Source organism: Klebsiella sp. HMSC16A12, assembly GCF_001808265.1.
GTDB classification, from domain to species: Bacteria; Pseudomonadota; Gammaproteobacteria; order Enterobacterales; family Enterobacteriaceae; genus Klebsiella; species Klebsiella pneumoniae.
In genome coordinates this window covers 87,585-109,707 of the sequence record NZ_KV792639.1, presented here as the reverse complement: position 1 = coordinate 109,707, position 22,123 = coordinate 87,585, and the positions used below count along the sequence as shown (strand labels likewise).

At 58.4% G+C, this 22,123-nt stretch carries 18 protein-coding genes; 9 read left to right on the top strand and 9 right to left on the bottom strand.

Annotated elements, in window-relative coordinates:
- Positions 1-13: 13 nt before the first annotated feature.
- The 5 genes from HMPREF3140_RS21480 (at position 14) to HMPREF3140_RS21460 (ending at position 7,280) form a co-directional block, all read left to right on the top strand.
- A complete protein-coding gene (locus HMPREF3140_RS21480; RefSeq protein WP_023341148.1) occupies positions 14-2,212 on the top strand; it encodes a TonB-dependent receptor in 2,199 nt (732 codons plus the stop codon).
- Between the two features lie 106 nt (positions 2,213-2,318).
- Positions 2,319-3,695 (top strand): phenylalanine transporter, encoded by a 1,377-nt coding sequence (pheP, locus tag HMPREF3140_RS21475; RefSeq protein WP_004151811.1) that lies wholly within the window; start codon positions 2,319-2,321, stop codon positions 3,693-3,695.
- A 187-nt stretch (positions 3,696-3,882) separates the two neighbouring features.
- The gene (locus HMPREF3140_RS21470; protein WP_004198867.1) at positions 3,883-5,088 is read left to right on the top strand and encodes an MFS transporter; all 1,206 of its coding nucleotides are present in this window, start codon (positions 3,883-3,885) and stop codon (positions 5,086-5,088) included.
- 16 nt (positions 5,089-5,104) lie between these two features.
- Complete coding sequence (locus tag HMPREF3140_RS21465; RefSeq protein ID WP_004183285.1) at positions 5,105-6,127, top strand: sugar phosphate isomerase/epimerase family protein; 1,023 nt, start codon at positions 5,105-5,107, stop codon at positions 6,125-6,127.
- A gap of 1 nt (position 6,128) precedes the next feature.
- Positions 6,129-7,280, top strand: a complete 1,152-nt coding sequence (locus HMPREF3140_RS21460; RefSeq protein WP_020802265.1) for a Gfo/Idh/MocA family protein — start codon at positions 6,129-6,131, stop codon at positions 7,278-7,280.
- A gap of 19 nt (positions 7,281-7,299) precedes the next feature.
- Here the strand turns inward: HMPREF3140_RS21460 and HMPREF3140_RS21455 are convergent, their stop codons facing one another.
- A complete protein-coding gene (locus HMPREF3140_RS21455) occupies positions 7,300-7,716 on the bottom strand; it encodes an Exc2 family lipoprotein (protein WP_004151814.1) in 417 nt (138 codons plus the stop codon).
- 248 nt (positions 7,717-7,964) lie between these two features.
- Between HMPREF3140_RS21455 and HMPREF3140_RS21450 the strand changes: the two genes are divergently transcribed.
- Positions 7,965-8,945: a LacI family DNA-binding transcriptional regulator gene (locus HMPREF3140_RS21450; RefSeq protein ID WP_002892939.1), complete on the top strand. Its 981-nt coding sequence runs from the start codon at positions 7,965-7,967 to the stop codon at positions 8,943-8,945.
- Between the two features lie 3 nt (positions 8,946-8,948).
- Here HMPREF3140_RS21450 and HMPREF3140_RS21445 read toward each other — a convergent pair whose 3' ends face one another.
- Together HMPREF3140_RS21445 and HMPREF3140_RS21440 are read right to left on the bottom strand one after the other, a co-directional pair.
- Positions 8,949-10,193: a mechanosensitive ion channel family protein gene (locus HMPREF3140_RS21445; protein WP_070553094.1), complete on the bottom strand. Its 1,245-nt coding sequence runs from the start codon at positions 10,191-10,193 to the stop codon at positions 8,949-8,951.
- A 70-nt stretch (positions 10,194-10,263) separates the two neighbouring features.
- Complete coding sequence (locus HMPREF3140_RS21440; RefSeq protein ID WP_032410977.1) at positions 10,264-11,691, bottom strand: MFS transporter; 1,428 nt, start codon at positions 11,689-11,691, stop codon at positions 10,264-10,266.
- A gap of 108 nt (positions 11,692-11,799) precedes the next feature.
- Between HMPREF3140_RS21440 and HMPREF3140_RS21435 the strand changes: the two genes are divergently transcribed.
- From HMPREF3140_RS21435 to HMPREF3140_RS21425, 3 genes are all read left to right on the top strand, one after another.
- A complete protein-coding gene (locus tag HMPREF3140_RS21435) occupies positions 11,800-12,666 on the top strand; it encodes a helix-turn-helix transcriptional regulator (RefSeq protein ID WP_070553093.1) in 867 nt (288 codons plus the stop codon).
- A 669-nt stretch (positions 12,667-13,335) separates the two neighbouring features.
- The gene (locus tag HMPREF3140_RS21430) at positions 13,336-14,370 is read left to right on the top strand and encodes a DUF2157 domain-containing protein (protein WP_032410979.1); all 1,035 of its coding nucleotides are present in this window, start codon (positions 13,336-13,338) and stop codon (positions 14,368-14,370) included.
- Between the two features lie 96 nt (positions 14,371-14,466).
- Positions 14,467-17,196, top strand: coding sequence for a sigma 54-interacting transcriptional regulator (locus HMPREF3140_RS21425; protein WP_070553092.1), 2,730 nt, complete (start codon positions 14,467-14,469; stop codon positions 17,194-17,196).
- A 52-nt stretch (positions 17,197-17,248) separates the two neighbouring features.
- Here HMPREF3140_RS21425 and HMPREF3140_RS21420 read toward each other — a convergent pair whose 3' ends face one another.
- The 6 genes from HMPREF3140_RS21420 to HMPREF3140_RS21395 all read right to left on the bottom strand — a co-directional run bounded on the left by HMPREF3140_RS21420 (position 17,249) and on the right by HMPREF3140_RS21395 (position 21,891).
- Complete coding sequence (locus HMPREF3140_RS21420; protein WP_004147471.1) at positions 17,249-18,235, bottom strand: SIS domain-containing protein; 987 nt, start codon at positions 18,233-18,235, stop codon at positions 17,249-17,251.
- A gap of 64 nt (positions 18,236-18,299) precedes the next feature.
- Entirely contained in the window at positions 18,300-19,361 is a 1,062-nt protein-coding gene (locus tag HMPREF3140_RS21415; protein WP_032410982.1) for an SIS domain-containing protein, read from the bottom strand.
- 17 nt (positions 19,362-19,378) lie between these two features.
- Positions 19,379-20,233 carry a PTS system mannose/fructose/sorbose family transporter subunit IID gene (locus HMPREF3140_RS21410; RefSeq protein WP_004176976.1) on the bottom strand — a complete coding sequence of 285 codons (855 nt, stop codon included), beginning with the start codon at positions 20,231-20,233 and terminating at the stop codon, positions 19,379-19,381.
- A 2-nt stretch (positions 20,234-20,235) separates the two neighbouring features.
- Positions 20,236-20,979: a PTS mannose/fructose/sorbose/N-acetylgalactosamine transporter subunit IIC gene (locus HMPREF3140_RS21405; RefSeq protein ID WP_004183295.1), complete on the bottom strand. Its 744-nt coding sequence runs from the start codon at positions 20,977-20,979 to the stop codon at positions 20,236-20,238.
- Between the two features lie 14 nt (positions 20,980-20,993).
- Positions 20,994-21,464: a PTS sugar transporter subunit IIB gene (locus tag HMPREF3140_RS21400; protein WP_004176974.1), complete on the bottom strand. Its 471-nt coding sequence runs from the start codon at positions 21,462-21,464 to the stop codon at positions 20,994-20,996.
- Complete coding sequence (locus HMPREF3140_RS21395) at positions 21,457-21,891, bottom strand: PTS sugar transporter subunit IIA (protein ID WP_002893017.1); 435 nt, start codon at positions 21,889-21,891, stop codon at positions 21,457-21,459. The genes HMPREF3140_RS21400 and HMPREF3140_RS21395 overlap by 8 nt, the downstream gene beginning before the upstream one ends.
- Positions 21,892-22,123: the final 232 nt, after the last annotated feature.

The window sequence follows — 22,123 nt, the reverse complement described above, 5'->3', positions numbered from 1 at the left end:
CATGGGGCAAATTATGCACACCACGCACTATTCATCCTTCCCGCTGCGTAAAACGCTGCTGGCCTTAGCCATCGGCGCCGCCAGTCAAACGGCGATGGCCGCGGACGCTGCCGCCGCGAAGCAGCCTGGCGAAGAGACCCTCATCGTCGAGGCTAACGAAACCAGCGATTTTAAATCCGGCGGCGACCTGGTGGTTCCGGCATTCCTCGATGGCCAGATCGCCCACGGCGGCCGTCTGGGGATGCTTGGCGAACAAAAAGCGATGGACGTCCCGTTTAACGTCATCGGCTATACCTCGAAGCTGATTCAGGATCAGCAGGCGAAAACTATCGCCGATGTCGTCAGTAACGACGCTGGCGTGCAGGCCGTACAGGGCTACGGCAACTTCGCCGAGACCTATCGAATCCGCGGGTTTAAGCTCGATGGCGATGACATGACGATGGGCGGCCTGGCGGGCGTGGTGCCGCGTCAGGTGATGGACACCCAGATGCTGGAGCGCGTTGAAATTTTCAAAGGGGCTAACAGCCTGCTTAACGGCGCGGCCAGCAGCGGCGTCGGCGGGATGATTAACCTCGAGCCGAAGCGGGCGGAAGATCTGCCGACCGCACGCGTTGGCGTCGACTATACCTCTGATTCTCAGGTGGGCGGCACCCTCGACCTGGGGCGCCGTTTCGGCGACAACAACCAGTTCGGCGCTCGGGTCAACCTGGTGCACCGCGAGGGTGAAGGCGCTATCGATAATGATAAACGCCGTACCACGCTGGCTTCGCTGGGGCTTGATTACCGCGGCGACCGTTTCCGCTCCTCGCTCGATTTCGGCTATCAGAAGAAAACGTTCCACGGCGGTACGATGGGCGTCAATATCAGCGGCGTGGATTTCGTTCCGGCGCTGCCGGACAACAGCAAAAACTACAGCCAGAAGTGGGGCTATAGCGATATTGAAAGCGAGTTCGGCATGGCGAAGGCAGAATATGACCTGACCGATAGCTGGACGGTATACAGCGCCCTCGGCGGCCAGCATTCGCATGAAATTGGTACCTACAGCGCGCCGAAGCTTCTGAATAAAAACGGCGATGCGACGGTGGGCCGCCTGGATACTAACCGCATTATCGACGCGATCAGCGGCATGGGCGGGGTACGCGGCGATTTCAATACCGGCGCGATTTCGCATAAGGTGAACCTCGGCTATGCGGCGCAGGTGCATACCGATGCGACCGCCTGGCGGATGTCGGCGAAGAATCCGACCACCAATATCTATGACAACCGTGATGTGGCGATGCCGGATAACGCCTATTTTGGCGGCAACTACCACGATCCGCTGGTCACCTCGCGCAGCCGTACGCAGGGCTGGCTGCTGAGTGATACCCTCGGCTTCTTTAACGATAAAGTGCTGTTTACCGCCGCCGCTCGTCATCAGAAAGTGGTTGTGCGCAACTACAGCAACGCCACCGGGCTGGAAGATACCTCTTCGCGTTATACCCAAAGCCGCTGGATGCCGACGTTTGGCCTGGTGTACAAGCCGTGGGAGCAGCTGTCGCTGTATGCTAACCATACCGAAGCGCTGCAGCCGGGCTCTGTGGCGCCGACGACGGCGGCCAATGCCGGGCAGAGTACCGGGATCGCGCACTCGAAGCAGGACGAAGTGGGCGTCAAGATCGACTACGGTACGATCGGAGGATCGCTGGCGCTGTTTGAAATCAAAAAACCGAACGCCATTTCCGATACCGCTGGCAATTACGGCCTCGACGGCGAGCAGCGTAACCGCGGCGTAGAGATGAACGTCTTTGGCGAGCCGATGCTGGGACTGCGTCTTAACGCCAGTACCGTCTGGCTGGATGCCAAACAGACTAAAACCGCTGAAGGCGCCACCGACGGTAAAGATGCCATCGGGGTGGCTAACTTCTACGCGGTGCTCGGCGCCGAGTATGATATCAAGCCGGTGGAAGGCCTGACCGCGACCGCGCGCGTCAATCATAGCGGCTCGCAGTATGCCGATGCGGCCAATACCAAGAAGCTGGATAGCTACACCACCCTGGATTTAGGCCTGCGCTATCGTATGCGTCTGAACGCCGACCAGAACGAAATGATCTGGCGCGTCGGGGTGACCAACGTGACCAACGAGAAGTACTGGTCTGGCATTGACGATACCGGTACCTATCTGTTCGAAGGCGATCCGCGTACCGTCCGCGTCTCAATGAGCTACGACTTCTGACGCTAAAAAAGCGGGGCGGGCGGCTGACGCTCGCCCCACGCAACTTGCGACAATCCCCCCTAAGTGATAAAAGGTGCCCCTTCACAAAAACACACAGGGGAACGACGTGAAAGACGCGTCAACGTCGTCGGAGACCGTCACGGAAAGTGGCCCGACGCTTCATCGCGGTTTACAGAACCGACATATTCAACTTATCGCCCTTGGCGGCGCGATTGGCACCGGCCTGTTTCTCGGCATTGGTCCCGCGATTCAAATGGCCGGCCCGGCGGTCTTACTGGGCTACGCCGTGGCCGGGATTGTCGCTTTTCTGATCATGCGCCAGCTGGGCGAAATGGTGGTGGAAGAGCCAGTATCCGGTTCCTTTGCCCACTTTGCCTATAAGTACTGGGGGCCGTTCGCCGGCTTTCTCTCCGGCTGGAACTACTGGGTGATGTTCGTGCTGGTAGGGATGGCGGAGCTGACCGCCGCCGGGATCTATATGCAGTACTGGCTTCCCGACGTGCCCACCTGGGTTTGGGCGGCGGCTTTCTTCATCATTATTAACGCCGTCAACCTGGTCAACGTACGCTTGTATGGCGAAGCGGAGTTCTGGTTCGCGCTGATCAAGGTGCTGGCGATTATCGGCATGATTGCCTTCGGCCTGTGGATGCTGTTCGGCGGCCACGGCGGCAGCAAAGCCGGGTTCGACAATCTGTGGAAACACGGCGGCTTCCTCGCCACCGGCTGGCACGGACTTATTCTGTCGCTGGCGGTGATCATGTTCTCCTTCGGCGGGCTGGAGCTTATCGGCATCACCGCCGCCGAAGCGCAAAACCCGGAAAAGAGCATTCCCAAAGCGGTCAATCAGGTGGTCTATCGTATCCTGCTGTTCTATATCGGTTCGCTGGTGGTGCTGCTGGCGCTCTACCCGTGGGTGGAGATCAAATCCGACAGCAGCCCGTTTGTGATGATTTTCCATAATCTGGACAGCAACCTGGTGGCCTCCGCGCTGAACTTCGTCATTCTGGTGGCCTCGCTGTCGGTGTATAACAGCGGTGTGTACTCCAACAGCCGGATGCTGTTCGGCCTGTCGGTGCAGGGTAATGCGCCGAAATTTCTCGCCCGCGTCAGCAAGCGCGGCGTGCCGGTGAACTCCCTGCTGCTCTCCGGGATTATCACTTCGCTGGTGGTGGTGCTGAACTACCTGCTGCCGCATGAAGCGCTGGGGCTGCTGATGGCCCTGGTGGTGGCGACGTTGCTGCTGAACTGGATCATGATCTGTATGGCGCACCTGAAGTTCCGCGCCGCCCAGCGCCGCAAAGGGCGCGAATCGAAGTTCAAAGCGCTGCTGGCGCCCGCCAGCAACTACTTCTGCATTGCTTTCCTTGGGCTGATCCTGGCGCTGATGTGCACTATCGACGGCATGCGTCTGTCGGCGATCCTGCTGCCGGTGTGGATCCTGTTCCTGTTTATCGCCTTCAAACTGCTGCGCCGCCCGGCGTAAGCGAGATGCCCCGCCGTCCGGCGGGGCTGCCTGCCTTTTTATTGTGATCCTCTTCGCAGGCGGCGCATTTGCCTGGCGATCTTCTTTTTGTAATCGATTACTTTTGTTTTGAGCGGTTTTGTAATCGATTACTTTTCTGAGGGCGAGCAACATGGTCACAACAACAGAAGGTCGGGAAAGTGTCCGCGTGAGCCACCGTTTTCTGGTGCCGCGGCTGTCGTTAATGATGTTTATGCAGTTTTTTATCTGGGGCAGCTGGTCGGTGACCCTGGGGCTGGTGATGACCCGCTATGAGATGTCATTGCTGATCGGCGATGCGTTCTCCGCCGGGCCGATCGCCTCCATCTTGTCTCCCTTTGTGCTGGGGATGCTGGTGGATCGCTTTTTCGCCTCGCAGAAGGTGATGGCGGTGATGCACCTGGCCGGGGCGGCGATCCTGTGGTTTGTCCCGCAGGCGCTGGTGGCGCAGAACGGCGCCCTGCTGATTGGCCTGCTGTTCGGCTATACGCTGTGCTATATGCCGACCCTGGCGCTGACCAACAATATCGCCTTCCACAGCCTGGCCAATGTCGATAAAACCTTCCCGGTGGTCCGCGTGTTCGGCACCATCGGCTGGATTATCGCCGGGATCTGCATCGGGGTGACCGGTATCTCTGATACCACCGGCATCTTCACGCTGGCGGCGCTCTGTTCGGTCGCGCTGGCGCTCTACAGCCTGACGCTGCCGCACACCCCGGCGCCGGCCAAAGGCATGCCGGTTCAGTTTCGCGACCTGCTGTGCGCGGACGCCTTCGCGCTGCTGAAAACCCGCCATTTCCTGATTTTCTCCCTCTGCGCCACCTTAATTTCCGTGCCGTTAGGCACCTATTACGCCTATACCGCGTCGTATCTGGCGGATGCCGGCGTCAAAGATGTCAGCACCGCGATGTCCTTCGGTCAGATGTCAGAGATCGTCTTTATGCTGGTGATCCCGTTGCTGTTCCGTCGCCTCGGGGTGAAATACATGCTGCTCATCGGCATGGCGGCGTGGTTCGTCCGCTACGCCTTTTTCGCTCTCGGAGTCAGCGAGGAGGGGCGCTTCCTGCTCTATCTGGGCATTTTGCTGCACGGCGTGTGCTATGACTTTTTCTTTGTCGTTGGCTTTATCTACACCGACCGCGTGGCGGGCGAGAAGGTAAAAGGCCAGGCGCAGAGCATGATTGTGATGTTCACCTACGGGATCGGCATGCTGCTGGGCTCGCAGATCTCCGGCGCGCTGTATAACCATCTGGTGGCCGGCCAGAGCGTGCCTCAGGCCTGGGTGACCTTCTGGTGGATCCCGGCGGTGGCCGCCGCGGTTATCGCGCTGATTTTCCTTTTCTCTTTCCAGTACAACGAGAAAGAGCCGCACTAATTTTTCAGGAGGGGGTATGAAAACGATTAAGGGACCGGGCATTTTTCTGGCGCAGTTTATCGTGCCGCAGGCGCCGTTCAACACCCTGGCGGGGATAGCGCAGTGGGCCGCCGGCCTGGGGTACAAGGCATTGCAGATCCCCTGCAACCACCCGGCGATTTTTGATGTCGAGCGGGCGGCGGCGAGCCAGACCTACTGCGACGAGGTCAGCGGCATCCTGGCGGAGCATGGGCTGGTGATCAGCGAGCTGTCCACTCACCTTGAAGGACAGCTGGTGGCGGTGCATCCGGCGTATGACGCGGCGTTTGACGCCTTTGCCCCGGCGGCGCTGCATGGCGATCCGCAGGCGCGCCAGCGCTGGGCGGTGGAGAAAGTGCGCCAGGCGGCGGTAGCCTCCGGCCGCCTGGGGCTGCAGGCGCACGCGACCTTTTCCGGGGCGCTGGCATGGCCCTTTTTTTATCCGTGGCCGCCGCATAATCAGCCGCTTCTGGATGAGGCCTTTGCCGAGCTGGCCCGGCGCTGGCGGCCGCTGCTGGACCTCTTCGACGAGCAGGGGGTCGATGTCTGCTATGAGATCCACCCCGGCGAAGACCTGCACGATGGCGTGACCTTTGAGCGTTTTCTTGCGCTGGTGGATAACCATCCGCGCTGCAATATGCTCTATGACCCGAGCCACCTGCATCTGCAGCAGATGGACTACTTGGCCTATATCGATATCTATCATGCGCGTATTAAAGCGTTTCACGTCAAGGACGCCGAATTTCGCCGCAACGGGCGCAATGGCGTCTACGGTGGATACCAGCCCTGGCAGCAGCGGGCCGGGCGTTTCCGCTCTCCCGGCGACGGGCAGATCGACTTCAAAGGGGTGTTCAGTAAGCTGACCGAATATGATTTTGCCGGCTGGGCGGTGCTGGAGTGGGAGTGCTGCCTGAAGGATAGTGAGACCGGCGCGCGCGAGGGCAGCGAGTTTATCCGCCGCCATATCATTCCCGTTGCCGGACGGGCCTTCGATGACTTTGCCGCCGGCGGGAGGGAGTAACATGATTCAGGTTGCGATTATCGGGGCAGGGTTTATTGGCCCGGCGCATCTGGAGGCGCTGCGGCGGCTGGGAGATGTCGAGGTGGTGGCGTTGTGCGACAGCCGCCTTGAGGCGGCGCAGCGCAAGGCGCGAGCGCTGAACATTGCCCATGCCTACGACAGCGTGGAGGCGCTGCTGGCCCATCCGGGGCTGCAGGTGGTGCATAACTGTACGCCCAACCATCTACATGCCCAGATTAACCGGCAGATCCTCGCCGCCGGGCTGCACGTCTTCTCCGAAAAACCGCTGTGTATGACGGCGGAGGAGGCGCGGGAGCTGGTGGCGCTTGCCGCCCGGGCCGGCGTGGTGCATGGCGTCAGCTTCGTCTACCGCCAGTTCGCTATGGTCCAGCAGGCGGCGGCGATGATCCGCCATGGCGAGGTCGGCAGAATCTTCGCGGCCCACGGCAGCTATTTACAGGACTGGATGCTGCTGGAGACCGACTACAACTGGCGGGTCGATTCGGCGCAGGGCGGCGCGTCGCGGACGGTGGCCGACATCGGCTCCCACTGGTGCGATACCGTGCAGTTTATGACCGGTCGGCGGATTGTCGAGGTGATGGCGGATCTGTCTATCGTCTGGCCAACGCGTAAAGCGCCGGTCAATGGCAAAGCGACCTTCAGCGCCGTTCACGAGGCGCAGGCATATGAAACGCGGCCTGTCGATACCGAGGACTTTGGCTCGGTGCTGTTGCGTTTTGACGATGGCAGCAAAGGCAGCTTTATGGTCTCTCAGGTGAGCGCCGGGCGGAAAAACCGTCTGGCGGTGGAGATTAACGGCAGCCTCTGTTCTCTGGCCTGGGATCAGGAAGTGCCCCAGCGGCTGTGGATCGGCCACCGCGAGCAGCCGGATCGCCTGCTCAGCGATGACCCGAGCCTGCTGCGGCCGGAAATCGCTGACAGCGCCCATTACCCCGGCGGCCATATTGAGGGCTGGCCGGACGCCTTTAAGAATATGATGGGGCATTTTTATCAGGCGGTGCGCGCCGGGAAGATGCCGGCGGCCGGGGTCCGGCGCTTCGCCGCTTTCGACGACGGCGCCGATGTGATGTACATCATCGAGGCGATCGTCAAAAGCCATCAGGAACAGCGCTGGGTCAGCGTCGAACGCTGAGCGCAGGTGGGGCGCAGGATTATTTCACCCCAAGATAGCCGTCGAGATAGGCACCGGAGAGCTCGTTGCCGAACAGGACGGCATCTTTATTTTCCATCGCATTATCCCATTTGTCGCTGGCATTGCCGGTGAAGGCGTGCTCGGTGCGGGTGCCCTGCGCCGCCTGCTGTTTGATGGCTTCCGCGGTGCGGCGGGCATCGCTTTCGCTCATGCCAGCGGCTTTATCCTGCTGTCCGCGGGCATACATCGCCGTAAAGGTCGGCAGGTTTAAACGGTAATTTTCCTGGCGGTTGACGGTGAAGTTGCCGCCGACAAAATCGGAGCGGTGGGCGACGAAGGCGTAGGCATGGCGTTCCGGTGACGATTTTGACGAGGTGCAGCCGGTGATCGTTGCCAGGGCACAGCTGAGGGCGAGAACCGCGGTGGTGAGCCTCATGGGGATATCATCCTTAATCATAAAAGAAAAAATGGGGCGCAGGCGGTCTGTTGCGCCTCCTGCGCTAATGAGAATATGAAACGGCAAAAGGATGCGCGTTAACGGGGCGGGAGAGAAGCCCTGATTATTAATAGTTTCCCGGGACACCGTCTCGCTGAGCTACGCTTTCGCGCCAGGCTGGCAGGCCAATCAGAGGTCATTTATGATAGCCTGCAGGATCCACCTCTATCGCAGGAAGTGCAGGGTTTATGTCTATTCAGAAAATTGCTCGTCTGGCCGGCGTCTCGGTGGCCACGGTGTCGCGGGTGCTGAACAACAGCGATACGGTAAAAGCCAAAAACCGTGAGCGCGTACTGCAGGCGATCAAAGAGAGCAACTATCAGCCGAACCTGCTGGCGCGTCAGCTGCGAACCGCCCGCAGCAATATGATCCTGGTGATGGTCTCCAATATCGCTAACCCCTTTTGCGCCGAGGTGGTGAAGGGGATAGAAGAAGAGGCGGAGAAGAATGGCTATCGCATTCTGCTGTGTAACTCCGGGTCGGATCTGGCCCGCTCGACCTCGGGCCTGCAGCTACTCTCCGGCAAAATGGTCGACGGCATTATTACCATGAACGCGCTCTCCAGCCTGCCGGAACTGACCACCATGATTGGCGACGCGCCCTGGGTGCAGTGCGCGGAGTATGCCGACACCGGCAGCATCTCCTGCGTCGGGATTAACGACGTTGAGGCGGCTCAGGGGGCGGTATCCCGGTTGGCCGATAGCGGCCGCCGCCGCATCGCGCTCATTAATCACGACCTTAGCTATCGCTATGCCCGCCTGCGCGAGCGCGGCTATAAAAGCGTGCTGCACGTGCACGGTCTGGCGTATCAGCAGGTGACCTACGCGCAGGATCTTAGCGCGGCGGCCGGTAAACGGGCGATGGAGCAACTGCTGTCGCAAGACGAGAAGCCCGATGCGGTGTTTGCCGTTTCGGACTCCCTCGCCGCCGGGGCGCTGCGGGCTATCGCCCAGGCCGGACTGCGGGTGCCGGGGGATATCGCGGTGATCGGCTTCGATGGCACCGAGCTGGCGGAAGTGGTCTCCCCGCAGCTGACCACCGTCGAACAGCCCTCCCGGGCGATCGGCCGTACGGCGGTGTCTCTACTGATGAAACGCATCGACGATCCCGACGCTGCCGTCGAACGGGTGATGATGGACTGGCGCGTGATAGACCGCGCCAGCGTCTGAGGATCAGCGGGAGAAGGCGCCGGTCAGCGCGCGAATATCGGTGCCGGTGGGCGTTTGATGAATGCGTAAGCCAAACTCATCCACCACGGCGAAGACATGGTCGAAAATATCCGCCTGGATCCCCTCATATTCCGCCCATACCACGGTGTTGGTGAAGCAGTAGATCTCGATCGGCAAGCCGTTGGCATCCGGCGCCAGCTGGCGCACCATCAGGGTCATATCCTGGCGGATGCGTGGATGATGGCGTAAATACTCCTGCAGATAGGCGCGGAAGGTGCCGACATTGGTCATTCGCCGCTCATTGAGAACCGACTGTTCCCCGGCGTACTGCTGGTTCCAGGCGCTAATCTCCTCGTGGCGCGAATCCATATAGGGTTTGAGTAATTTCGCCCGGATCAGGCGCTGCTTCTCCTGTTCGTCAAGAAAATGAATGCTGGTGGTGTCGATGTTAAGGCTGCGTTTGATGCGGCGGCCGCCGGAGGCCGACATGCCGCTCCAGTTTTTAAACGAGTCGGAGACCAGCGACCAGGTCGGAATGGTGGTGATGGTATTGTCCCAGTTGCGCACCTTGACCGTGGTGAGGCCGATATCGATCACCGCGCCGTCGGCGCCGTACTTTGGCATCTCCAGCCAGTCGCCAAGCTTGAGCATATCGTTGGCCGAGAGCTGAATACCGGCCACCAGACCGAGGATCGGATCTTTAAACACCAGCATCAGCACCGCGGCCATCGCGCCGAGCCCGCTAATCAGGATCGCTGGCGATTGGCCTATCAGTAGCGAAATAATCAGAATGCCGATAATAATCGCCGTCACCAGCTTAATTCCCTGGAATATGCCCTTCAGCGGCAGCTGTGAGGCGGCGGGAAATTTCTGCGCCAGCTTTAAAATGACATCCAGCAGCGAGAAGAAGGACAGCATGGCATATATCATCACCCATAGCTGAGCCACGGTGGTTAATATTTCCGCGGCCTCGCTGCCTTTTTGCAGCCACAGCACCGCCTGCACATTGACGATGATCCCCTGCAGGGTAAAGGCCAGTCGGTGAAAGAGTTTATTCTGCGTGATGATTTGCAGCCACAGATGGCTGCTGGCCAGCGCCCGTTTTTCAAATGCGCGCAGGACCACTTTGTGCAATATCAGATGCACGACCACGGCGGTGAACAAGATAATGCCGAAGATAATCATCAGCGAGCGGGTGGGGGTTATTTCAATTCCTAAGGCGGCAATTTGCGATATTAATTCCTGCATAACGTCTCCTGAATATCCAGCGGGTATGATGACCGCTGGATAGCTATTATGCAAATTACCGCCGCCGGTATTACGAGGCCACCGTCGCCGGCTGTCGGTTGAGGTGATGGCGCAGCCACAGCGCTATCGCCCCCAGCAACAGCATCATGGCCACCTCGACCAGCAGAATATCAATCAGCGCCTGCGGATAGTTGCCGCCGCCGCGACGGGCCAGCGCCAGGAACAGCGAACCAAGGATAGCCGGTCCGAGACCGAGGGTCGCCTGCTGCAGGGTGCTGAGGATTGCGCTCCCGGCCCCGGCGTCGCTGGCGCTGATATCGCGCATACCAATCCGATAAAAGCTGTTGACGATCAGCGCCTGGCCATAGCCGATCAGCGCCGTGGCGGGGACCAGCGTCAGGGCGCTGGTGGCGACGCCGAAGCGGGAGAAGGTGGCGCACAGCAGCAAGAGTCCGGCGATCTGTACCGCCAGACCGGTCAGCAGGATCCGCCCCATGCTGTAGCGGGCGATAAGCCGCGGGGCATACAGCGCCGAAATAAAATAGGCCACGCCGAGGGCGATAAAGCTATTGCCGGACTGCCACGGCGCCATCCCCAGTCCCTCCTGCATGGTCAGCGCCATGCAGAACATAAAGCCGGACCAGGCGCTGAAAAACAGCAGGGCGATGGCCATCCCGAAGCGGATGCTGGTCAACTGCAGCAGACGCGGCGGCAGCAGGGGATGGTCGCCACGCTGCTGCTGGCGCAGGGCGCTCTGACGCATGGCGAACAGCAGCGGCAGGACCGCCACCAGCATCAGCTGCAGCCACAGCGGCCAGTGCAGCTCCGGACCGAGGGCCATCGGGAACAGCAGGCAGCAGAGGATCAGCGCGAGGTACAGCGTACCCTGCCAGTCAATCCGCGACGGCGTCTCGCGACGGGTTTCCGGCACATAGCGGCGGCTCAGAGCCAGCACCAGCAGGCAGATCGGCACATTGATAAAAAAGGCGTTGCGCCAGCCCAGCCCGGCGATGTCCGCCGACACCAGCCAGCCGCCGCCCATCTGACCGACGATAAAGGCAATCCCGCCGATCCCGCCATACAGGCTGATGGCCCGGGCGTGGGCGGGGCCTTTGAGGGTGACGTGCAGGGTCGCGAGGATCTGCGGCACAATCAGCGCCGCCCCGGCGCCCTGCAGGGTGCGGGCCGCCAGCAGGGCGCCGATGCTGTTCGCCATCCCGCACAGCAGGGAAGCGATGCCAAAGAGGGCGACGCCCCACATAAACAGGCGCCGGCGGCCATAGTTATCGCCAAGCTTACTGCCCATCGCCAGGCAGACGGCAAAGGCGACGCCGTACAGCGCGACGATAAGCTCCAGCTGCGTGGCGCTGGCCGCCAGGGTGTGGGTGATGGCGTCCAGCGCCACATTGGTGATCGAGGTATCAATAAGCGGCAGCATCTGGCCGCTCAGCAGCAGCAACAGACCGGCGCGGCCGGGTGAAACAGCAGACGTATTCATGGGATTCTCCATTGCGTCATTCAGCAGACCGACGTAGCATTACCGATAAATTAAACGGGTACCAGTTCCTGTCTATACTGGTATTGGCACTACTATGCTGGAGGGGTGATGACCACGATGCCGCAACGGGAGTCGACGATCGCCGTGCCGGACGATCGACGCAAACAGCTGGGGGCCTTTCTGCGCGCCCGCCGTGAAAGCCTCGATCCGCAGCGCCTGGGGTTGCCCCGGGTGGGCCGCCGGCGCACGCCGGGTCTGCGCCGGGAAGAGGTGGCGATGCTCGCCGACGTCGGCGTTACCTGGTACACCTGGCTGGAGCAGGGGCGGGAGGTGAATCCGTCGGAGGCGGTGCTGGTGGGGGAGGCGAATGCCCTGCAGTGCAGTCCGCTGGAGACCCGGCATCTGTTCGTGCTCGCCGGGCTGACCCCGCCGGAAGCCACCCAGGTGACGGTGTGCGAAGGCATCAGCCCAGGGACCCGCCGGATGCTGGACAGCCTGATGCCGCAGCCGGCCAGCATTCAGAAACCGAACTTTGATATTGTGGCGTGGAACGACAGCTTCTGCCGCCTGATGGGCATCGATTTCGCCACCCTCCCGGAAGAAGATCGCAACTGCATTTATCTCTATCTGACCCATGAGACCTGGCGCAGCCGGATCGAAAATCGCGATGTGCTGCCGACCTTCGTCTCCTATTTCCGCGCCGCGATGGCCGAGCACCGCGGCGATCCGGCGTGGGAAAACAAACTGGCGCGCTTTTTCGCCGCCTCGTCGGAGTTTGAAGCGCTGTGGCATCAGCGCTACGAGGTGCGCGGCGTGGAAAACCAGATTAAACATTTTAACCACCCGCAGCTCGGGCGATTCAGCCTGCAGCAGATGTACTGGTATTCGGCGCCGCGCAACGGCTCGCGCCTGCTGGTCTACCTGCCGATGGACGAGGCGGGCGAGCAGGCGCTGGCGTGGCTGGACCAACATTAATCACAGGGAATCAGATGGCTGGCAATGTGCCATCTTCGGGTATTGCCCGGCCGGCGCTGCTGGACGGTTCCCTCTCCCTCCGGGAGTAGGGGGGAAGGCAAAGCCCTGCCGGGAAGTCTTTTATGTTATCTGTGGCTTCAGCGCACATTGCGCTCCCGGTTAGTCTTCTGCGTTATGTCACTTATGGGGCAGGGAGCGCACAGGGGGCGGCCAGTCGCCGCCGCCCCCTGTACCCCCGGGCTCCGGCCAGCAACATCGCCACTGCGTGGTCCCTTCGACTTATCCCTGCAGGCTTCGGGTCGGGCCGAGGCAGCGTCCGTGCAAAACACGGCCCTCAGCCCGCATCCATGCGGGCTGCCCCGGCCTTCCGGGAACGTCTCAGCGATGTTGAGGCCGCAACACCGGCAGTTTCAGTCGCACAAGTGGGTAAGTTAACGGCTGGCTGCTACGGACCGTAGGCCGGGTAAGGCGCCAGCCGCCACCCGGCAATAAAGCGGCTCCGTGCCTGATATCATGCTCGGCGGCGCTGCGCTTACGCGGGCTTACGGTAAGGAGTAACAATCTGATATATAAATGGTTAAGTAGGCCGGGGAGGGCGACAGCCGCTGCCCGGCAGAAAGGCGAGCATATTAGCGAAAACAGGTTTGTCATCAGTCTCAAGGAATGCCTATGAACGTAACCCGAAAAGAGCAGCGCATTATTCAGCGCGCGCTGAATGCCTGGCAGGCCAGCGGGGAGTTAACCCCCTCGGACAGCCAGCGGCTGGCGCAAACGATGCGCGTCTCCCCCTTCGACTGGCGGCGCCTGAGCCGCTATGCCTTCTGGACCGCGCTGGCCTGCGTGCTGATTTCCCTGGGTAGTCTGTTCGCCGACAGCGAGCTGGTGGCGTGGCTGCTGAGCCTGTTCAGCCACTCGGCGCTGATGCGGATCCTGCTGCCTGCGCTGCTGGCAGTCGCCTGCTACGGCTGGGGTTTTCGCCGCCAGCGGCGGGAGACGCAGTGGCACTACAGCACAGAGGCGATTTTGTTTCTGGGCGTCGTCTTTACCGCCGTGGCGCTATGGCAGCTTGGCGAACGGCTGGATAACGGCAGCGGCCATATCGCACCGCTGTTTCTGGCCGGATGCGTGATTTACGGTGCCATCGGCTATATTGCCCGCTCCGGGCTGGTGTGGCTCTTTTTTCTGCTGGCGCTGGGCAACTGGTTCGGCGCGGAAACCGGCTACGTCTCGGGGTGGGGCGCCTACTGGCTGGGCATGAACTACCCGATTCGCTTCGTCCTGTTCGGCGGCGCGCTGCTGGCGCTCTGCTACGGCGCGCAATCCCTGCTTCGCCAGCGGCAGCTGTTTACCGTCAGCAAGGCGATGGGCCTCACGTACCTGTTTATTGCGCTGTGGATCCTGTCGATTTTCGGCAATTACGACGCAGACAGCTGGTACCAGGTGAGCCAGGCGCGACTCCTGCCGTGGGGGCTGCTGTTTGCCGTAGCGGCCGGCGTCTGCATTTTTATCAGCCTGAAAACCGATGACGGAATGCTGCGCGGCTTCGGACTAACCTTCCTGGCGATCAATCTCTATACCCGTTTCTTTGAGTTTTTCTGGAACGGGATGCACAAGGTGCTGTTTTTCCTGATCCTTGCCGTCTCGCTGGCGGTGATTGGCCGCTATGCCGAGCGCATCTGGCATGCGGGGAACGTTAAGCCATGAAAAATTAAGCGTTTTTAAAGAAGTGTGGCTGGCGGCAGCGACGTCCTGCGCGAATTGTCGTATAAGCGAATTTTACGCTTTTGACAGGGGAGCGAGATGAATAAGGAGTCGATTTTTCGCCAACTAGAACAACGGATCGCCGGGCGAGCGCTGACGGCGGAAGCGCTGGGCGAGTTTAACGCTATGGCCATCGCCGATAGCTTGAAGCAAAAACGCAGCATCATCAGCCATCATCTGAATAATCTCCATCGCGAGCAGCGGGTGGTCAAAGTGAACGGTCGCCCGGTGCTGTTTTTACCCGTTACCGTTCTGCGCGATCATCACCGCCTGGCGGTTCGGCACGGCGAATACGCCTCCATTCAGGCGCTGTGCGCGGATCGTCAGGATAGTCTGGCGCAGCTGATTGGCGCGCAGGGCAGCCTGCAGGAAGCATTGCGCCAGTGCAAGGCTGCCATCAGCTACCCTGGCGCAGGTCTGCCGCTGCTGCTGCGGGGCCCTACTGGCACCGGGAAAAGTTTTCTAGCTCGCCAGCTCTGGCACTACGCAATAGATGAAGGTATTTTACCTGCCGATGCGCCTTTTACCGTATTTAACTGCGCCGAGTACGCGAATAATCCAGAACTACTGACCTCGAAGTTATTTGGTCATGCGAAGGGGGCCTTTACCGGCGCCGATAAGGCCGTTCCTGGTCTTATCGAGACCAGCAACGGCGGGGTGTTGTTTATCGATGAGGTTCATCGGCTGCCGCCCGAAGGCCAGGAAAAGTTGTTTCATTTTATGGATAACGGTAGCTGGCGCCGGCTGGGGGAGAGCGCCGACGAGCGCAGCGCCACGGTGCGGCTAATTTTTGCTTCAACCGAGGATCTGGAAAAACACTTCCTGGCGACCTTTATTCGCCGTATTCCGGTGATTGTAAAAATTCTGCCGATCGCTGAACGCGGCCAATTCGAGCGGCTGGCGTTTATCCACCACTTTTTCCGCCGTGAAGCCCAGCGTTTGAACCACGATCTGGCGCTGGATGGCGAAATCGTCAGCCAGCTAATGCGTGAAACGCTTGAAGGAAATGTCGGTGGGCTGGAAAATTTGATTCGCAATATTTGCGCCAGCGCCTGGACATTTGGCGAACGTGATAGCGGTCTTTTACATATAAAAGCGGGTTTGCTGCCCGACCGATTACTGGCGGATGCGCCTTTTACCCTTCAGCAAAATAGCGAGCGGGTTATGATTTACCGCGATGGCGACGCGCAGCCTCTTTTTTCTGGTCGTCACCATGAATACCAACGGCTAACGGAAAATATTTGTAGCCTGTGCGAGGAGTTGGCTCAGGATAATATTAGCGTGCGGACCTTTGAAAAGCTTATTTATCAGAACGTGATGCTCTATCTTGATGCGCTGATGAATCAGGAGAGTACGGTCTCTCTGCAGGACAAACGGCTGCGCTTTATTGAAGATGTGGGCAAAGCAATCGCTGTCAATTATGACCTTCAGCTAAATGTCGAATTCGCTTATCTTACCGGCCGCTACCTCACCAGCCTCCCTCTGGCGCCGCGCAGCGTTGCTGAGCCCGTGCGTCTGGTGATGCAGCGCTGGCTGGACTCCTCGGCGGGGCTGGCGCAACGCATCGCGGAGAAACTACTGGATGTCGTCAATAATAAATACGATCTGCTCATCGATACGCTTGACCGTCTGGCGATTACCGCCATTGTCAGTAATGCTATCGATGCGACCAGCGGCGGAAAAGTGAAAGCGCTGATAATCGCCCACGGTTATTCGACCGCCAGCAGCATTGCCGGCGTTGCCAACCGCCTGATTGGCGAGAAGATCTACCAGGCCATGGATATGCCGATGGAGGTGGCGTTTAACGATGTCAGTCGCGCCGTGGTTGATTATCTCCAGCATACGGACACGCGTGCGGGTGTGATGGTGCTTATTGATATGGGCTACACCAAGGAGATTGCCGATGCGCTTTTGTCGGTGATTAACGGCCCGCTGGTAGTGGTGGATAACGTCACGACCCGCATGGCGCTGAACGTTGCCAGCGAGATCGCGTTGGGAAAAAACATCGAACAAATCGCCGAAGAGATCGTGCCGCTTAATCAGTCGCGTTGGGATGTGTTCTGGCCCGCAGAAAAAAAAGAGCGTGTGCTGCTGGTGACCTGTATTACAGGTATCGGTACCGCATTTAAATTTAAAAATCTGATGGAGAAGAGCCTGCTCAACGATTTTGATATTAACATCATCGCCTGCGAGTATACGCGCTTAAAAAACAGTCGTACGGCGGTATCGTTGCTCCACCAGTATGAAGTTATTGCGGTCGTGGGTACCCACGACCCGCAGCTGGCCGGAGTGCCCTGGGTTGGCATTGAGGAACTACTTGGCGAGCAGGGGCATCGACATCTGAGTCAGCTCTTAAGCGGCTATCTTAATGAAAAGCAAATTGCGCTGATTAATAAAAATATGGTTCGTGAGTTTTCACTGCATAACGTTGTCAACTCTCTGACGATACTGAATGCTGGAAAAACCATGGGCCATATCGAAACCATTATCGCTGAGTGGCAAAATACGCTTGGTTTTCATTTTAATAATAACTTAATTATCAGTTTATATGTGCATCTCAGCTGTATGATTGAGCGTCTGGTAATGCGTAATGAAATTAGCCATTATAAAGATCTTGAGCAATTTACCCGCCAGCATGGCGAATTTATTGCCATGGTGAATCACTCGTTCCAGCGCCTGAAAATACTCTATAACGTGGCGCTACCGGTAGCGGAAATTGGCTATATTCACGATATTTTTGAATTACGTATTGAAGATTTTAGCTGGTAATCCTCAACGCAGCCCCGGAGAATTACGCCGGGGCTGGCAGGCGGTTAGCGAATCAATATTCGACTTTCCACATATAGCGGCGGGTGGTCAGCGGGTGGTTGCGAGCGGTGGCCAGCGCCAGGTTGTAAACATCCAGTACGCAGTTGTGCAGCAGGCCGCAGAAATATTCGCGCACGCTGGCGTGCAGTGCGTCGATTCCCACCTTTTCCACGTCAATAATCTGCAGTTTTCCCTGGTAACGTTCGATAAAGCGGATCGCGCGATCATCCAGCGGGCGGGTGCGGCCGCTGCTTTTTAATAAAATAAACGGCGTTCCCGTTTCGGTAATCTCAAAGGGGCCGTGGAAATACTCGCCGCTGTGGATGCTGGCGGAGTTAATCCACTGCATCTCCAACAGAATACAGATGGATTCCTGATGCGCGGCGCCGAATGAGGGGCCGCTGCCCATCATGTAGATGACCTTTTCGGTCTTCCAGGCTTCGGCAAAATGGCGCGCATCCGCCTGAACCTGCTGCTGAGCGCCGCGTACCACGGATTCAAAACTGGCAAAGGCGCTGACCATCTCATCGTAATGGGCGTATCCCTCAGTTTGCGCAAGCACTTCCAGCGCCAGCCACAGGCTGTATGCCGCTTTTTGCTGCGTCGGATCGACGGTTTCGGGATAGCGCGCCCAGCAGTATTCAATAGTGTAATCGCTGTGTTCGCACAGCGGCGTGCCGGGGGTATATACCAGTCCAATAGTGGCGGCGCCCTTCTGACGCGCGATGCGGGCGGCTTCCACCGTTTCAGCGGTGTTGCCCTGCTGCGAGGCGAGGATCACTACGCTGTTTTTACCTAACGCGTTCGGCGTCGCATGGACAAATTCATTACTGGTAACATAGCCGACGGCCAGCTTTTTAGCTTCACAATCGAGAAAATATTTCCCCGGCCAGAAACCGGTTAATGAACCACCGCAGCCAACAAACCATACGCGCTCAATGTGCTGCTTAGATAAAATATCGCGAATAATAGTATGTGCGTTTTGATGAGCTATAGACATATTGGTCTCCTTGGGATGTAACGGGTCCTCCGCTGAAACGCGGATAACTTTTACTATGCGTCAATTAATTGAGTTGTTTACTTCTCATTTTCTGGTGGAAATGCGGATCCTTCGGTATTGCGGGATCGATGCCCTTCACTGGCGGCAGTCGGGCACAAACCATTTGTAACGGAATAATATATTCAAAGACCGCAAAGTCGGGATCGTTAATAAATGCGAAGGGCATATTTTTGCTGTTATTTTCGACTTGTGGACCAATGCGATAAATATGCTGAGTCCAGCCGCCAAGTATTTCCGCCAGGCGATCCTGACGCTCATCGGGAAACGGATCGAGCATGATCAGGGTAGAGCGCTCGTCGAAGGCGTTATAGATCCCGTGGATGAACTCCTCAAATTCGTAACCGGCAACCGGACAGCGTAGCGTTTCAAGCATCTTTAGCGCACCTTCCTGAACGGTGCCAAACAGCCTTGCCGGACCGGTCAGGCGAATGTCCGCGCTGTCGATAAGCGGTCGGGCATGATTGAGAACCCACGCCTGCGAGGCCTCAATGAGCGTCGGCAAATGATTAAACGTGGTATCCATGCGGACGAGTAGCGCCTTGCGCTCCTCATCGCTCAGGCGCCGCTGGCGACTGGCGACAGCAAGCGTTAGCAGCATCAGATTAAGTATGGTGCAGTGATACCCTTTGGTTTTGGCGCCAGCCCGCTCTTCTCCACAGGGTACTGTTAAGACCAAATCTGCCGCCCGGTCGATAACGGCTGGCGCTTCCCCGGCCATGGAAGCGGTAAGATGCCCGGCTGCCCGGGCGCGTTCCATTGCGGCGAGGGTAGAGAGGCTGCCGCCTCCCTGAGAAATACCGATGACCAGCGCTTTGTCGCTGAGGGTCAGCGCCGAATCATCCAGCAGAAAAGGCCAGTAGACATCAACGGGTAGCCCGCACCACTGCTGCATAAACGAGCGGGCGGTCAGCGCGCCGTGATAAGAGGTACCGGAGCCGGTCAGGATAATACGCGTGACGCCGCGCTCCGTTAGCGCTTTTGCCGCCTGCCAGAGGTCTTCCCGCGTCTGCGTCAGCATAGCGAGCAGACAGGCGGGTGTTTCATTCATATAGTCTTCTACGTGCATGGGTGATATTCCTCTTCTTAAAGCAGGCCTAGCGCGCTGGCCGCCATGCCAAACGCGACGGTTCCTAGCAGGATCCAGTTAATATTGACTCCCTTGCGGATCAACTTGTACATCCCAAGGGTGAAAAGCAGCGGCAGCAGCGAAGGAAGTATTTTGTCAATAAACTCCTGCGCCTTCATGGTGGTCTGCCCGGCGGTAAAGCTGAGCGGGGTGGTGATATCTATCATGCTGGCGGTCATCGCGCCGACGACCATGAGGCCAACAATTGATGCGATATAGGTCACCCGGTCCATAAGGCCGCTTTGGTAAATTCTCATCAGCCAGGTCGTACCCGCCCGGTAGCCGAGCTTCAGGCCATACCAGCGGCACAAAAGATGCGGCAGGTTATAAACTAACAGCGCCAGTATCGGTCCCAGCAGGCTGCCCTGCTGGGCGAAATAGATACCCATCCCGGCGGCGATAACCTTTAATGATCCCCAGAATATGGAGTCGCCGATGCCCGCCAGCGGCCCCATCAGGCTGGTTTTAATCGCGTTTATCGACTCCTCATTAAATTCGGGGTTACGCTGGTTCTCTTCTTCCATGGCAATCGACAGGCCGAAGATAAAGGTCGAGAGATGGGGCGTGGTGTTAAACAGCACCAGATGACGCTGCAGGGCGCGCCCCAGCTCCGTTGGGTCCTGATAGATGCGCTTCAGGGCTGGCGACATTGCGAAGGCATAGCCCATATGCTGCTGGCGCTCGTAGTTCCAGGAGCCCTGTAGCGTAAAGGAGCGCCAGAACACGCTGCGTAAATCGCGGGCGGTGATGCGGCTTGCATCATCGCTTTGCGGCTGGGTAGCGCCAGTCACAGTTTGCGTCATTTCGCTCATGATTAGCTCTCCTGCTGCTTAAGATTAAGGAACTGGCTGATGATAAATGCCAACACCACAGCGAACAGCGCGATGGCGATGATATCCAGTTTGGTATATGCCGCTATCAGAAATCCCAGACCGAGGTACGGCATCAGTTTGCTGCTGAGCATCATGCTGATCAGCAGGGCGAAGCCGAGCGCTGGCAGGATCTTACTGGCGACGATCAATCCATTGGTTATCACCGGCGGAATGGCCTCCAGGAACCAGCTTACCGCCGAAGAACCAAGCAGAATGGCAAAAAATACCGGTAGAAATCCGTTTAAAAAATAGAGTAGCGTCGGACCGGCGAGGTGCATCAGGCCGACCATTCGGGTATTACCCTGTGCCGCATAGCGGTCCGCCAGATGACCAAAGCGGGCGTTCACCACGCGCACCAGGATTCCCAGCGTCTGCGCCAGCATTGAGACAGGGATGGCGATGGTGAGCGCAGCCTCTGGACCACGACCGGACATGATCGAAAACGCGGTGGCCAATACGGAGCCGGTCACGATATCTGGCGGGTGCGCGGCGCCGATGGCGACGTTGCCGAGGAAAATAAGCTCCAGCGTAGCGCCAATCAGAATCCCCTCATGTAAATTACCGCAGACCAGACCGGTGAGGGCGCACATCACCAGCGGTCGATCGATCATTGATACCCCAAGCAGGCGACCATCAAGTATCCCCAGGGCAGCGATCAGTCCGAGTAACGTTGCGGTGAGCAACATAGTGACCTCCGAAGTTAAAGTTGGTCGTTAAGGAGTTCAGCCGAGTGGGCGGGTACCTGACGCATCTCCAGCCGAATACCTTTTTCTTTTAGCGCTCTGCTATGGGCGATTTCCTCTTCGGTCAGATAGATGGCCTTGCCGAATTGTCTTGCCCCTTCCTTCTGTGGCAGACCGCCGTAATTTATTGCGCTAATTCCCGGGACTTTTTCCACTAGCGCGAGGGTTTCCGCAGTATTGCCAAGGACCACCATGACTTTTTTATGATCCAACTTGCCGCTGTTAAGCTTTTCCGCCGCCTGTTCAACGGTGGCGATGTCCAGCGTGACGCCCGCTGGCTTTGCCAGGTTAAGCGACATCGTAATGAAGGCATCCGCCGCGGCTTTGGCGTTGGCGACGATGATATGGTCGATATCCAGCGCTCGGGTCCAGGCAAAAACCACCTGGCCGTGCAGCAGCCGATAATCAATGCGCACGAGTTTAATCATGAGATTCTCCCTGTGGGTCAGAGGATGGTTGTGTTATTAGAGGATTGATGAAAACAATGGATTCACGCGCCGCGCTGGTGGCGTAGATAATCGCGGCCTCGGTAGTGGCTTCTTCGCACAGCAGAAACTCCAGCAGCAGAGTCAGATTGATGCCGGCGACCACGAAAACGTTGCGATGTCGCATCAAGACGCTCACGGCGCTATTGTTGATACTGCCGCCAAGCAGGTCGGTGAAGATCACCACTTCATCACCATTCGCCTGGACGATGAGATGCTCCAGGGTTTGCTCCAGCTGTTCGGTGGTCACGATATCTTCGTCATAGGCGCAGACCGGGATAACGCCGTGTTCGTCGCCAATCAGCAGCGACAAACTGTTCACCAGTCCGCGAGCAAAATGGCCGTGGCTGGCCACATAGATATGTTTCACCCGGTTTCTCCTTCATCCAGATAGCGGTATCTGTTAAGAGCAAAGGGCGTGCCAGAAATGAAAAGTATTATTTATCAATTAATTAAATCGTCTGGTTCACACTAAAGTCGTTATTCCTGGCACAAGCGGGATTATGAGCGCCAGAAACTTGGCACAAACGGCAGAAAAGAGGGGGAAAGAGTGGGTGAAGAAAGTCCCGGGCGAGACGCTGCTGCGCCATGGCCCGGGCGTT

Excerpts from the sequence above, each read along its gene's own strand:
- HMPREF3140_RS21410 (WP_004176976.1), bottom strand. The coding sequence starts at position 20,233 with ATGAGCGAAATGACGCAAACTGTGACTGGCGCTACCCAGCCGCAAAGC.
- HMPREF3140_RS21425 (WP_070553092.1), top strand. The coding sequence starts at position 14,467 with ATGAATAAGGAGTCGATTTTTCGCCAACTAGAACAACGGATCGCCGGG.
- HMPREF3140_RS21445 (WP_070553094.1), bottom strand. The coding sequence starts at position 10,193 with ATGCAGGAATTAATATCGCAAATTGCCGCCTTAGGAATTGAAATAACC.
- HMPREF3140_RS21440 (WP_032410977.1), bottom strand. The coding sequence starts at position 11,691 with ATGAATACGTCTGCTGTTTCACCCGGCCGCGCCGGTCTGTTGCTGCTG.
- HMPREF3140_RS21420 (WP_004147471.1), bottom strand. The coding sequence starts at position 18,235 with ATGTCTATAGCTCATCAAAACGCACATACTATTATTCGCGATATTTTA.
- HMPREF3140_RS21465 (WP_004183285.1), top strand. The coding sequence starts at position 5,105 with ATGAAAACGATTAAGGGACCGGGCATTTTTCTGGCGCAGTTTATCGTG.
- HMPREF3140_RS21460 (WP_020802265.1), top strand. The coding sequence starts at position 6,129 with ATGATTCAGGTTGCGATTATCGGGGCAGGGTTTATTGGCCCGGCGCAT.
- HMPREF3140_RS21480 (WP_023341148.1), top strand. The coding sequence starts at position 14 with ATGCACACCACGCACTATTCATCCTTCCCGCTGCGTAAAACGCTGCTG.
- HMPREF3140_RS21415 (WP_032410982.1), bottom strand. The coding sequence starts at position 19,361 with ATGCACGTAGAAGACTATATGAATGAAACACCCGCCTGTCTGCTCGCT.
- HMPREF3140_RS21430 (WP_032410979.1), top strand. The coding sequence starts at position 13,336 with ATGAACGTAACCCGAAAAGAGCAGCGCATTATTCAGCGCGCGCTGAAT.
- HMPREF3140_RS21405 (WP_004183295.1), bottom strand. The coding sequence starts at position 20,979 with ATGTTGCTCACCGCAACGTTACTCGGACTGATCGCTGCCCTGGGGATA.
- HMPREF3140_RS21455 (WP_004151814.1), bottom strand. The coding sequence starts at position 7,716 with ATGAGGCTCACCACCGCGGTTCTCGCCCTCAGCTGTGCCCTGGCAACG.
- HMPREF3140_RS21450 (WP_002892939.1), top strand. The coding sequence starts at position 7,965 with ATGTCTATTCAGAAAATTGCTCGTCTGGCCGGCGTCTCGGTGGCCACG.
- HMPREF3140_RS21400 (WP_004176974.1), bottom strand. The coding sequence starts at position 21,464 with ATGATTAAACTCGTGCGCATTGATTATCGGCTGCTGCACGGCCAGGTG.
- HMPREF3140_RS21435 (WP_070553093.1), top strand. The coding sequence starts at position 11,800 with ATGACCACGATGCCGCAACGGGAGTCGACGATCGCCGTGCCGGACGAT.